This is a genomic window from Streptomyces prunicolor (assembly GCF_045162825.1).
Lineage (GTDB): Bacteria > Actinomycetota > Actinomycetes > Streptomycetales > Streptomycetaceae > Streptomyces > Streptomyces prunicolor.
In genome coordinates this window covers 2,463,727-2,476,605 of the sequence record NZ_CP108676.1, presented here as the reverse complement: position 1 = coordinate 2,476,605, position 12,879 = coordinate 2,463,727, and the positions used below count along the sequence as shown (strand labels likewise).

The 12,879-nt window shown below is 70.8% G+C and carries 9 protein-coding genes and 1 riboswitch; all 9 genes read right to left on the bottom strand.

The annotated features are described in order from the left end of the window. Positions 1–9: 9 nt before the first annotated feature. Positions 10–756: a precorrin-2 C(20)-methyltransferase gene (cobI, locus tag OG588_RS11085; RefSeq protein WP_405947126.1), complete on the bottom strand. Its 747-nt coding sequence runs from the start codon at positions 754–756 to the stop codon at positions 10–12. Beyond that, on the bottom strand, positions 741–2,231 hold the full coding sequence (locus tag OG588_RS11080; protein WP_405947125.1) for a cobyrinate a,c-diamide synthase: 1,491 nt from the start codon (positions 2,229–2,231) through the stop codon (positions 741–743). The genes cobI and OG588_RS11080 overlap by 16 nt, the downstream gene beginning before the upstream one ends. 7 nt (positions 2,232–2,238) lie before the next feature. After that, a complete protein-coding gene (gene cobO / locus OG588_RS11075; RefSeq protein WP_026150966.1) occupies positions 2,239–2,838 on the bottom strand; it encodes a cob(I)yrinic acid a,c-diamide adenosyltransferase in 600 nt (199 codons plus the stop codon). Continuing rightward, positions 2,838–4,871, bottom strand: a complete 2,034-nt coding sequence (locus OG588_RS11070; protein WP_405947124.1) for a putative cobaltochelatase — start codon at positions 4,869–4,871, stop codon at positions 2,838–2,840. Before OG588_RS11070 ends, cobO begins: the two co-directional genes overlap by 1 nt. Further along, positions 4,868–8,521: a cobaltochelatase subunit CobN gene (gene cobN / locus OG588_RS11065; protein ID WP_405947123.1), complete on the bottom strand. Its 3,654-nt coding sequence runs from the start codon at positions 8,519–8,521 to the stop codon at positions 4,868–4,870. The genes OG588_RS11070 and cobN overlap by 4 nt, the downstream gene beginning before the upstream one ends. Then, on the bottom strand, positions 8,518–10,029 hold the full coding sequence (locus OG588_RS11060; RefSeq protein WP_405947122.1) for a cobyric acid synthase: 1,512 nt from the start codon (positions 10,027–10,029) through the stop codon (positions 8,518–8,520). The genes cobN and OG588_RS11060 overlap by 4 nt, the downstream gene beginning before the upstream one ends. Further along, positions 10,026–10,967 carry a cobalamin biosynthesis protein gene (locus OG588_RS11055; RefSeq protein ID WP_405947121.1) on the bottom strand — a complete coding sequence of 314 codons (942 nt, stop codon included), beginning with the start codon at positions 10,965–10,967 and terminating at the stop codon, positions 10,026–10,028. The genes OG588_RS11060 and OG588_RS11055 overlap by 4 nt, the downstream gene beginning before the upstream one ends. A gap of 99 nt (positions 10,968–11,066) precedes the next feature. Further along, positions 11,067–11,209: riboswitch (cobalamin riboswitch) on the bottom strand. A 146-nt stretch (positions 11,210–11,355) separates the two neighbouring features. Beyond that, positions 11,356–11,577 (bottom strand): hypothetical protein, encoded by a 222-nt coding sequence (locus OG588_RS11050; protein ID WP_266875484.1) that lies wholly within the window; start codon positions 11,575–11,577, stop codon positions 11,356–11,358. 33 nt (positions 11,578–11,610) lie between these two features. Continuing rightward, positions 11,611–12,873, bottom strand: a complete 1,263-nt coding sequence (locus OG588_RS11045; protein ID WP_019060644.1) for an inorganic phosphate transporter — start codon at positions 12,871–12,873, stop codon at positions 11,611–11,613. Positions 12,874–12,879 lie beyond the last annotated feature (6 nt).

Below are 12,879 nucleotides of genomic sequence, written 5' to 3'. Positions count from 1 at the left end.
GGGCGGAGGTCATAGTTTCCCGCCCCGCCCGCCCTCACGCCGTGCGGGCGCGATGAGCGTGGAGAGGTACGGCAGCGGCTGCCCGTCGAGTTCGGCGGCGGGCCGGATCGACTCCTCGGGCAGCCCGAGCGCCGACCCCCACACCGCGTCCCCGATCCGCCCGGTCTCCCTGAGCGCCTCGGCGACCTCACCGGCCTGCCGCCCGAACTTGTACGCCACGACCGTCCCCGGCCCGGCGAGCGCGTCCTTGAGCACGGCGGCCCCCGCGGTCACCGGCACGAGCGTGAGCGGCTCGGTCCCTTCGGTGAGTACGGCCCCGGACCGCGCGGCGAGATCCTGCATGGCGGTGATCCCGGGCACGGTCTCGACGACGGTCCCCGGCACCAACTCCCCGATGGTCAGGGCGAGATAGGTGAAGGTGGAGTAGACGTTGGGGTCCCCGATGGTGGCGAACGCGACGACGCGATGCGCGCCGAGCAACTCGGCCACTTTCGCCCCCGCGGCATCCCAGGCGGCCTCACGCCGAGCCCGATCGGTCCGCTCATTCAGCGCGAACACAACCCGCAGCACCTTCGCTTCAGGCACGTAATGCAGAACGGTGGCCTCGGCCCGCCCGCGCTCCCCACTGTCCATGACCGGCACCACCACGACATCGGCGGCCCGCAGAGCGTTGACGCCCTTGACGGTCACCAGCTCCGGATCGCCGGGACCCACCCCGACTCCGATCAACCTGCTGCTGCTCATGACGTCCGGCACCTCTCCACGAACCGACGGGCCACACCGGGCTCGGCCGCCCAGTGCGTGTGCAGATAACTCGCGTGCACACCCTGTTGTACGAAACCTTCGACCCGCCGCTCAGGGGCACGAACCCCCCAGGCGGGAGCCGCCCCCGAGCCGGGCTCGACGACGGTCCGATGAAACTCGTGCCCCCGCATCCGCGTCCCGGCCACGGCCAGCACACTGTCGCTCAACGCGACGGCATCCCGATACCCCAGAGTCAGCCGCTCGCTCATCCGCCCGGAGGCGTCGAGCACCCCGCACATCGGCATCCCGTCCAACTCCCGGCACAGGTAGAGGAGTCCGGCACATTCGGCGGCGACGGGAGCGCCGGTCTCTGCGAGGGCGGAGACGGCTTTGCGCAAGGGTTCGTTGGCGGACAACTCGGCGGCATACACCTCGGGGAACCCGCCCCCGATCACCAACCCTCGTGTCCCGTCCGGGAGTTGCTCATCGCGGAGGGGGTCGAATACGACGACTTCGGCACCGGCGGCGGTGAGGAGCTCGGCGTGCTCGGCGTAGGAGAAGGTGAAGGCGGGGCCGCCGGCGACGGCAACCTTCACTTTCGAACTGGGTCGGGCAAAATCAGCCCGTCCGGCGTTTGAGGACGAGGCCCCTTCAGGGCCGAAGCGGGGGTGTGGGGGCGCAGCCCCCAGGGACGGGACGGGTAGGGGCGGCGGGGGCGAAGAAGCCAAGGCCTCACCCGCATCCCAAGCCGCACAACCCAACGCACCAGCACTACGCGCCAGCGCCAGCAACCCCTCAAGATCACACCCGGCGTCCACCTGCGCCCCCATAGCCGCAACGGCCTCCACCGCAGCCGCCTGCCGCTCAGCAACCGGCACCAACCCCAGATGCCGAGAAGGCGTATCCACCTGAGGAGCCCGCCGCAACACCCCCAGCACCGGCACACCCGCCGAGTCCAACGCCTCCCGCAGCAAAGCCTCATGCCGATCGGACGCCACCTTGTTCAGGATCACGCCCCCGACCCGCACTTCCGGATCCCAGGAAGCAAACCCATGCACCAGCGCCGCAACGGACCGAGACTGCGAAGACGCGTCGACGACCAGCACGACAGGCGCCCGCAGCAACTTCGCCACATGCGCCGTGGACGCCAACTCCCCTTCCCCCGCAGCCCCGTCGTACATCCCCATCACACCCTCGACCACAGCGAGATCACACCCGCGAGCACCGTGTGCGAACAGCGGCCCGACCAACTCCGGCCCACACAGATACGCGTCGAGGTTCCGCCCCACCCGCCCGGTGGCAAGCGCGTGATACCCGGGATCGATGTAGTCGGGCCCGACCTTGTGCGGAGACACGGCAAGCCCCCGCGAGGCGAACGCGGCCATCAACCCCGTAGCAACGGTGGTCTTGCCACTACCGGAAGACGGCGCGGCAACAACCAACCGAGGGACGGAGACCAAGGCGGACGAGGAGGACGAGGAGCTCACGACAGCTTCACCACTCGATACCCCGCTGACCCTTCTGCCCGGCGTCCATAGGGTGCTTGACCTTGGACATGTCGGTGACGAGGTCGGCGTACTCGACGAGCTTCTCGGGCGCGTTCCGCCCCGTGATCACAACGTGCTGGTTCCCGGGCCGATCCCGCAGCACGGAGACGACCTCATCGACATCGACCCACCCCCAGTGCATCGGATAGGCGAACTCGTCCAGCACGTACAACTTGTAGGTCTCGGCGGCAAGATCCCGCTTGACCTGTTCCCAGCCCTCGCGCGCCTTCTCCTCGTTGTCCATCTGGGAGTCGCGCTGAACCCACGACCACCCCTCACCCATCTTGTGCCAGTCGACGGACCCGCCCTCACCGGAAGCCCCCAGCACCCGAAGAGCGTTCTCCTCCCCGACCTTCCACTTCGCGGACTTGACGAACTGGAACACCCCGATCGGCCACCCCTGATTCCAGGCACGCAAGGCGAGCCCGAAAGCGGCAGTCGACTTGCCTTTCCCAACTCCCGTATGCACAACGACAAGTGGCCGATTACGACGCTGACGGGTCGTCAGCCCGTCGTCCGGTACGACACTCGGCTGCCCCTGCGGCATTACGCGGCCCTCCTCTGTACGTCCTTCACGAGCCCGGCGATCGAGTCCGCCCGCAACTCGTCCAGCGTCACCGCCGTACCCTCCAGTTCACCGGCCAACTGCCCGGCCAGCCCCAGCCGTACGGGCCCCGACTCGCAGTCCACGACCACGGAAGCGACCCCGTCGGCGGCGAACAACCGCGCCGCCCGCCCGGCCAGCGCGACCGGCTCGGGCCCACCGGTGGCCCGCCCATCGGTCACCACGACCACCAACGCCCGCCGAGCCGGATCCCGCAACCGCTCCACCCGCAGCACGTCATGCGCCTTGAGCAGCCCGGCGGCAAGCGGCGTACGCCCCCCGGTCGGCAACGACTCCAGCCGTACGGCGGCGGCGTCCACGGAGGAAGTCGGCGGCAGGGCAACATCGGCGGCCGACCCCCGGAAGGTCACCAGCCCCACCTTGTCCCGCCGTTGATACGCGTCGAGCAGCAACGACAGCACAGCCCCCTTCACCGCACTCATCCGCTGCCGCGCCGCCATCGACCCGGAGGCATCCACGACGAACAGCACGAGGTTGCCCTCACGCCCTTCCCGTGTCGCCTGGCGCAGATCGTCACGCCGTACGACCAGCCCACGCCCGGCCCGCCCGCGCGCCAGCTGATGCGGTGCCGCAGCCTGCACGGTCGCCGCCAAGTGCAGCTTGGTGAGCGCCCCTTGGGGCCGCCGGGCCCCGGTGGTCCGCCCGTGCTCGGTCCGCGCCCGCGACCGTCGCCCGGCGGCACCCTGACCGAGACCCGGCACGCTCAACACCTTGGTGCGGAAGGGCTCGGAGGCCCGTACGGGCTGCTGCTCACCCGAGCCCGTACCCGAAGGCTGCGGTTCCCCGCCTTCGCCGGCCTCGGGCTGCGCGGCCGTGTCACCGCCCTGGGGAGCGTCCGGGTCGTCCTCGGGCGACTGCCCACCGCCGCCACCCGGACCGTCAGGGCCATCCGGCCCCGGATCGTCGTCCTCGGGCCCCTGCGTCGGTTCCTGTTCCTGTTCCTGCTCCGCGAACTCCTCCAACGTGTCGTCGAGCTTGTTCTCGTCAAGTCCCGGCGCGTCAAAGGGATTTCGCCGCCGCCGGTGCGGCAGCGCGAGCAACGCGGCCTGCCGTACGTCCTCGGCGAGTACATCGGTCCGCCCGGCCCACGCGGCCAGCGCGGTCGCCGTACGGGCCATCACGATGTCGGCCCGCATACCGTCCACCTCGAAGGCGGCACAGGTCGCCGCGATCTGCCGCAGCGCCCCGTCGCCCAGCCGCACGGACGGCAACAGCGCACGCGCGGCGATGATCCGCGCCCGTACGGAGGACTCCTCGTCCGCCCAGCGCGCGGTGAAGGCGGCGGGTTCGTCGTCGTAGGCGAGCCTGCGCCGTACGACCTCCACCCGCTGGTCGGGTTCCCGCGAGGCCGCGACCTCCACGGTCAGCCCGAACCGGTCGAGCAACTGCGGTCGCAGTTCGCCCTCTTCGGGGTTCATGGTGCCGACGAGCAGGAAGCGGGCGGCGTGCCGGACGGAGACGCCTTCGCGTTCGACGTACGACGCGCCCATCGCCGCCGCGTCCAACAGCAGGTCGACCAGGTGGTCGTGGAGGAGGTTGACCTCGTCGACGTACAGGATGCCCCGGTGCGCGTCGGCCAGCAGGCCCGGCTCGAAGGCCTTGACGCCCTCGGCGAGCGCCCGCTCGATGTCGAGGGCGCCGACGAGCCGGTCCTCGGAGGCGCCGACCGGCAACTCGACCATGCGGGCCGGGCGTTGGGTGCCGGGCCCGGTCTCGTGCGGCCCGTCCGGGCAGGCCGGGTCGGGCGCGGCGGGATCGCAGGAGAAGCGGCAGCCGGGCACGACGGCGACCTCAGGCAGCAGCGCCGAAAGGGCGCGCACGGCCGTGGACTTGGCGGTGCCCTTCTCGCCGCGCACCAGCACACCGCCGACCGCCGGCGACACGGCGTTCAGCAGCAGCGCGAGCCGTAGATCGTCCTGGCCGACAACGGCCGTGAACGGAAAGGGAGTTGTCACTTGTCGTCGCCCTCCAGGTCGCCTTCGAGCTCCAGGTAGGTGGCCCGCAGTCGTTCCAGCGTGTCCGCGTCCGGCTCGGCCCACAGGCCGCGCTCGGCCGCTTCGAGCAGCCGCTCGGTGATGCCGCGCAGCGCCCACGGATTGGACTTCTTCATGAAGTCCCGGTTCTCCGGGTCGAAGACGTACTCGGCGCTGAGCTTCTCGTACATCCAGTCGTCGACGACTCCGGCCGTCGCGTCGTAGCCGAAGAGGTAGTCGACGGTCGCCGCCATCTCGAAGGCGCCCTTGTAGCCGTGGCGTCGCATCGCCGCCATCCAGCGGGGGTTGACGACCCGGGCGCGGAAGACGCGGTGCGTCTCCTCGCCCAGCGTGCGCGTCTTCACCTGGTCCGGTGTCGCCGAGTCACCCACGTACGCCTCGGGGCTGGTGCCCGTCAGGTGGCGGACCATGGCGACCATGCCGCCGTGGTACTGGAAGTAGTCGTCCGCGTCGACGAGATCGTGCTCGCGGGTGTCAACATTCTTGGCCGCTACGGCAATGCGCTTGAACGCCGTCTCCATGTCCCCGCGCGCCGCACGCCCGTCGAGCCCGCGCCCGTAGGCGTAACCGCCCCACACCGCGTACACCTCGGCGAGGTCCGCGTCGCTGCGCCAGTTGCGCGCGTCGATCAGCGGCAGCAACCCGGCGCCGTAAGCGCCCGGCTTGGAGCCGAAGATACGGGCCGTGGCCCGGCGCCGGTCGCCGTGCTCGGCGGTGTCCTCGTCGGCGTGCTTGCGGACGTAGTTGGACTCGGGCGGCTCCGCCAGCTCGGCCACCGCCCGCACCGCGTCGTCGATCAATCCGACGACGTGCGGGAACGCGTCCCGGAAGAAGCCGGAGATCCGCACCGTGACGTCGATGCGCGGCCGGCCCAACTCCGTGACGGGCACGATCTCGAAGCCGGTGACCCGGCGCGAGGCGTCGTCCCAGACCGGACGGCAGCCCAGCAGCGCGAGGATCTCGGCGATGTCGTCACCCTGGGTGCGCATCGCCGACGTACCCCAGACCGTGAGGCCGACGGACTGGGGGAACTCGCCGTTGTCCTGGAGGTACCGCTGCACGAGCGAGTCGGCCAGCGCTTGCCCGACCTCCCAACTCAGCCTGGACGGAATGGCCTTGGGGTCGACGGAGTAGAAGTTCCGGCCGGTCGGCAGGACGTTGACCAGTCCACGGGTCGGGGAGCCCGACGGACCCGCCGGGACGTAACCGCCGTTGAGCGCGAGCAGGATGTGGTCGATCTCGTCGGTCGTGCGGGCGAGCCGGGGCACGACCTCGACGCAGGCGAACTCCAACACGGCCACGGCGTCCGGGAGTTCGGTGCCGATGACGGTGCGGACGAGCGCGGGGACCGCCGTGACCTCCCACTCCTGGGACTCCATGCCCTCGGCGAACCGGCGGCACAGCTGCTCCAGCAGATCGATCGCGTCGGCGGCGGAACGGGCGGGCCCGTCGACCAGCTCGGTCAGCTCCACCGGCACCTTCACCGGCGCACCCGGCTCGGCCAGCAACTCCTTCTCGACCAGGCCGAAGTGGAGCGCCAGCGCGGCCCGCAGACCCGGCAGCGCGTTCGCCTTACCGCCCCACACCTGCGAGGCGCGCAGCACCGCGAGCACGAGGTTCACGCGCGCCTCGCCGACCGGACCGCCGCCGAGGATGTGCAGCCCGTCGCGGATCTGCACGTCCTTGATCTCGCACAGATAGCCATCGATGTGCATCACGAACTCGTCGAACGCCGCGTCGTCCGGCTGGTCGTCCACATGCAGGTCGTGGTGCAGCTCGGCCGCCTTCACCAGCGTCCAGATCTGCGCGCGCACGGCCGGCGCCTTCGTCGGGTCCAGGTCGGACACCAGGGCGTACTCGTCGAGGAGTTGCTCCAGCTTCGCCAGATCGCCGTAGGTGTCGGCACGCGCCATCGGCGGCACCAGGTGGTCGACGACCGTGGCGTGCCCGCGCCGCTTGGCCTGCGTCCCCTCGCCGGGGTCGTTGACGATGAACGGGTAGATCAGGGGGAGTTCACCCAGTACGGCGTCCGGCGCGCAGCCGCTGCTGAGCCCAAGTCCCTTGCCGGGCAGCCATTCCATGGTGCCGTGCTTGCCCATGTGGATGATCGCGTCGGCGCCGAAGCTGTTGTCCAGCCAGCGGTACGCGGCCATGTAGTGGTGCGAGGGCGGCATGTCGGGGTCGTGGTAGATCGCGATCGGGTTCTCCCCGAAGCCGCGCGGCGGCTGGATCATCACGACGACGTTCCCGAACTGGAGTGAGGCGAGCACGATGTCGTCGCCGTCGACGTAGAGGTTGCCGGGCGGCTCACCCCACGCGTCCAACATGCCCTGCCTGAGGTCCGGTTCGAGCTTGTCGAACCATGCCTGGTAGTCGGCGAGCGGCACGCGCGCGGGTGCGGCGGCCAACTGCTCCTCCGTCAGCCACTCCACGTCGTGGCCACCGGCGTTGATGAGCCGGTGGATCAACTCGTCCCCGTTGTCCGGGTGTTCGTCGACCCCGTACCCGGCGTCCCGCAACGCGTCCAGCACCCGGATCGCCGAGGCGGGCGTGTCCAGACCGACCGCGTTGCCGACCCGCGAATGCTTCGTCGGATAGGCGGTGAAGACGATCGCGAGCTTCTTCTCGGCGTTCGGCTTGTCCTTCAACTTCGCGTGCCGTACGGCGATTCCGGCGACCCGCGCGGCCCGCTCGGGGTCGGCGACGTAGACCGGGACGTCGTCCGGACCCTGCTCCTTGAAGGAGAACGGGACCGTGATCAGCCGCCCGTCGAACTCGGGGATCGCGACCTGCATCGCCGCGTCCATGGGGGAGAGCGCGGCGGAGGATTCGTCCCAGGTTGCCCTGGACGACGTAAGGCAAAGTCCTTGCAGCACAGGCACGTTGAGGTCGGCGAGCGCCCCGATGTCCCATGCCTCCTCGTCACCACCGGCCGAGGCCTGAGAGGCATGCGTACCGCCCGAGGCGAGGACGGTGGCGATCAGCGCATCCGCCGTGCCGAGGATCTCGTACAGCCCGGAGTCGGCGCCGCGCAGTGAACCGCAGTACACGGCAAGGGCGTTGGCGCCCTTCGCCTCGATCTGGTCGCAGAGGGTGTCCACGAAGGCGGTGTTGCCGCTGAGGTGATGCGCCCGGTAGAAGAGGACACCGACCGTCGGCCGGCCCTCGACGGAGGCACGCTCGCCGTGGACGCCGAACTCGGCCATCTTCTGCGGCTCTTCGAAGCCCTCGCCTGTGAGCAGCACGGTGTCCGAGAGGAACCGGGCGAGTTCGGCGAGGTTCTCCGGACCGCCCTCGACGAGATACCTGAGCGCCTCGGCCACGACCCCGGCCGGTACCGACGACTCGGCCATCAACTCGGCGTCGGGGACGGTCTCTCCGCCGAGCAGCACGGTCGGAATCCCGGACGCCTTCAGCGCGGCGAGCCCGTCCTCCCAGGCGCGCTTGCCGCCGAGCAGTCGTACGACGGCGATGTCCGCGCCCGCGACGAGTGCGGGCAACTCGGCTGCCACGTCTACTCGGTTCGGGTTGCCGATCCGGTACGCGGCGCCGGAGGCCCGGGCCGCCAGCAGATCCGTGTCGGCGGTCGACAACAACAACACTGTGCTCATGCGGGCGCTCCCGGTGGAATGAAAGGCAGTCCTTGCGGCGCGCCGGACTCGATGAGTCGCCAGAGCGCGTCCGTGTCCGCGTGCTGTTCGATGAGGTCGCCGAGCCGGTCGAGCTGCTCCTCGCGCAGCGCGGCGAACGAGGTGTCGGGCGCCGGTACGAACCGGCGGCCCGCGGCGGTCGCCACCTCGCGCAGAAACGCCCGCCGGAACCCGTCCGACTCCAGCGAGCCGTGCCAGTGGGTACCCCAGGTCTGACCGACCCGGCAGCCGTCCAAGAAGGGTTCCCCGCCGGTGAGTTGGGCCACCCCATGATGGATCTCGTACCCCTCGACCGGTTCGCCGAGGGCTTCGCCGACGGGCCGAGTGAGGGTCTTCTCGCGAGAGAACCGCACACGCAGCGGCAGCACCCCAAGTCCCTCCACCGCCCCCTGTCGGCTCTCGACCTCGTCCTCGATGTGTTCGCCGAGGATCTGAAAGCCGCCGCAGATACCGAGAGTTGGCCGTTGTTCGGCTGCCCTGCGCACGAGGGCGTCCGCAAGTCCCCGCTCCCGCAGCCACTCCAGCGCCTTCACCGTCCCCCGGGTCCCGGGGATGACGACGAGATCGGCGTCGGACAGCTCCTCCGGCCGGTCCACGAACCGCACCACGACGCCCGGTTCGGCGGCCAGCGCGTCCACGTCGGTGAAGTTGGACATGAGGGGGATCGCGCAGACGGCGACACGCAGCACGTCCTCGCCGACCGGCGGCGCGGTGTTCGACTCCCGCACGGTGCCGCGCAGCGAGATCCGCAGCCCGTCCTCCTCGTCGATCCCGAGCCCGTGCCGGAACGGCAGCACGCCGTACGTCCGCCGCCCGGTGAGGCCGAGCAGCATCTCCAACCCCGGTTCCAGCAACGACACATCGCCCCGGAATTTGTTGACGAGGAACCCGGCGACGAACGCCTGGTCCTCGGGGCTGAGCAGCGCGACGGTCCCGAAGAAGGAGGCGAAGACGCCCCCGCGGTCGATGTCGCCGACCACGAGCACGGGCAGTCGGGCATTGCGTGCGATGCCCATGTTCACGATGTCGGTCCGCCGCAGATTGATCTCCGCGGGCGAACCGGCCCCCTCACAGATCACCGCGTCATACGTGCCCCGCAACTCGGCGAGACAGTCCAACACCGTGCCGAGCAGCGCCTCTTGGCGCCCGCCGTGATAGCCGCGCGCACTCATCTCGCCAACTGGCTTGCCCATGAGGACCACTTGGCTGGTGCGGTCGCTGCCCGGCTTCAGCAGCACGGGGTTCATCAGTGCGGTCGGCTCGATCCGGCACGCCTGCGCCTGCATGGCCTGCGCCCGCCCGATCTCCGCCCCCTCGCGCGTCACGAACGAGTTCAGGGACATGTTCTGCGCCTTGAACGGCGCGACCTTCACACCCTGCCGCACCAGCCACCGGCAGATCCCGGCGGTGACGACACTCTTCCCGGCGTCCGAGGTGGTGCCGGCCACCAACAGCCCGCCGCCGCTCATGACTTGCGTCCCTTCACGAGGAGCCGCCCGGCGACACTGACCCCGAGCGCGAGCAGACCGACGCGCCGGGACAGCCGTACGGCACGCGCGATGTCCGATACCGCGACGGCGCGTCCGTCGCCGTTGAGCACGGGCCGGTGCTCGACCCGGCCGCCGTAGGAGAGCGTCCCGCCGAGGCGTACGCCTAGGGCGCCAGCGAAGGAGGCCTCCACGGGGCCGGCGTTGGGGCTCGGGTGTTTGCGGGCGTCGGTGCGCCAGGCGCGTACCGCTCCGCGCGGGTCGCCGCCCGCTACGGTCGCGAGGGCGGCGGTGAGGCGGGCGCCCGGCCAGCCGGCGACGTCGTCGAGGCGGGCCGAAGCCCAGCCGTAGCGGCGGTACTTGGCCGACTTGTGGCCGACCATCGCGTCCAGCGTGTTCACCGCCCGGAAGCCGAGCAGGCCCGGGACGCCCGCGACGCCGCCCCAGACCAGGGCGCCGACTATCGCGTCGGAGGTGTTCTCGGCGACGGACTCGACGACGGCCCGGGCGATCCCGTCGGCGTCGAGGGACTGCGGGTCCCGCCCGCAGAGGTGGGGGAGCCGGGACCGCGCACCGTCGATGTCACCGGCCTCCAGCGCGCGCCCGATGACCCCGGCCTCGCGCGCGAGGGAGGTCCCGCCGAGGACGGCCCAGGTGGCGGCGGCGGTGAGGGCGGCAGAGGCCGTACGGGAAGGCCGTAGGGCCGAAGCGGCCGCGGCGGCGAGGGTGATGGTGCCACCCACGCACACGGCGGTGTGCAGGGCGCCCCAGCCTCGGTGGTCGCGCCACAGCACCTGTTCCACGGCACCGGCGGCACGGCCGAAGGCGGCGACCGGATGCCCGCGGCGGGGATCGCCGAGCAGGTGGTCGCCGAGGAGGCCGGCGGCGGCGCCGTACGCGTAGACGCGATCGGCACGCATCGGCTCAGCCGATCGCTGGGGCGGGCACTGCGCTGGTACGGGACCTCGAACGGCAGCCGAGCATGGCGATATGTCCTCACTCAGGGTGTCCACGCCCTGGTTCGACGAGACCGGCGGTGAGAGTTCCTGGCTCCCGGGGGTGTCTACCCCGGTGACAGTGGCGGGACCGCGCCGGATTCGCACCGGCTTCCTCTCCTGCCGCCGTACATGGCTCCGGCAGTCCACCATGCTGTTGGAAGGGCCGTCAACTTGCTGTTGACCTGCGGGGACGGAGTGTGCTGATGCCCACATGCGAGGGGCCGTTCACATGGGCTGAGGGGTCACACGGACGTGGGGTGCGGGACGGTGATCCGTCCCGCACCCCACGGTGGGTCCAACTGGCGGCCGGTCAGGCCACGATGAGATAGATCCCGTACGCCACCGCCGCCGCGCAGGCCGCGAAGCAGGCGTACGCGCCGGTCAGGGCGAGGGGCGCGGAGTCGCCCTGGGCGGTGGCGCGTTCGCGGCGGGAGAGGCCGACGATGCCGAGGGTGAAGACGGCCACCAGGGCGACGGTGGCGCCGAGGCTGACGCCGAAGACGGAGCCGAGGGCTGCCCAGTCGATGTGCATGCTGATTCGTTCCTTCGTGTCCGGGGCGCGGGCTCAGACGGCGGCGGCCGGCGGTGTCGCCGGGTCGGACTTCACGACCGGGGCCGGGTTCACGGGCGGCGAGAGGATCGTCGCCGTGAGGCCTTCGGAGAGGGCGACCGACGGGGGCGGCGGGGTCACGGCGGCGATCGCGGTGGTGATCACGCCGGCCGGTTCGTCGATCTCGTTGACGTTCGAGGCGTCGACGACCTGGCGGCGGGAGAGCAGCCAGATGCCGGCGCTGGACGCGACCAGGAAGACGGCCACCAGCGCGGTGCCCCAGTCGCCGAGGTCGGTCACGGACTCGGCGAGCGCGCCGACCAGCGCGGCGGCCGGCAGCGTCAGGCCCCAGGCGACGAACATCCGGGTGGCGGTCGACCAGCGGACGACCCCGCCCTTGCGGCCGAGGCCCGCGCCCATCACCGAGCCGGAGACGGCGTGCGTGGTGGAGAGCGAGAAGCCGATGTGCGAGGAGGCCAGGATGACCGCGGCGGCGCTGGTCTGGGCGGCGAAGCCCTGTTGCGGCCGGAGGTCGGTCAGGCCCTTGCCCATCGTGCGGATGATGCGCCAGCCGCCGATGTACGTGCCCATCGCGATGGCCAGGCCCGCGGAGAGGATGACCCAGGTGGGCGGGTCGGAGTCAGGGGCGATGGAGCCGCCGGCGATCAGGGCGAGGGTGATGATGCCCATCGTCTTCTGCGCGTCGTTCGTGCCGTGGGCCAGCGAGACCAGCCCGGCGGAGGCGATCTGGCCGACGCGGAAACCCTTGTCGGCGGCCTTGCCCTCGGCGTTGCGGCTCAGGGCGTACGAGAAGCGGGTGGCGAGCATCGCCGCGAGGCCGGCGACGATCGGGGCGGCGATCGCCGGGAGCAGGACCTTGGTGACGAGGACGTCGCCGTGGACCGCGCCGGTACCGGCCGAGGCGATGGTGGCGCCGATCAGACCGCCCATCAGGGCGTGCGAGGAACTGGAGGGCAGGCCGACGAGCCAGGTCACCAGGTTCCAGAGGATCGCGCCGACGAGGGCGGCGAAAATGACCTCGGGACGGATGCCGCTCTCATCGACCAGACCCTTGGAGATCGTGTTGGCGACCTCCACGGAGAGAAAAGCGCCCACCAGGTTGAGGGTGGCCGACATGGCCACCGCGACCTTGGGCTTGAGTGCGCCGGTCGAGATGGTGGTGGCCATCGCGTTGGCGGTGTCGTGGAAACCGTTCGTAAAATCGAACGCGAGTGCGGTGATTACCACAATCGCGAGGATCAGCGAGAAGTTTTCCATTTACCC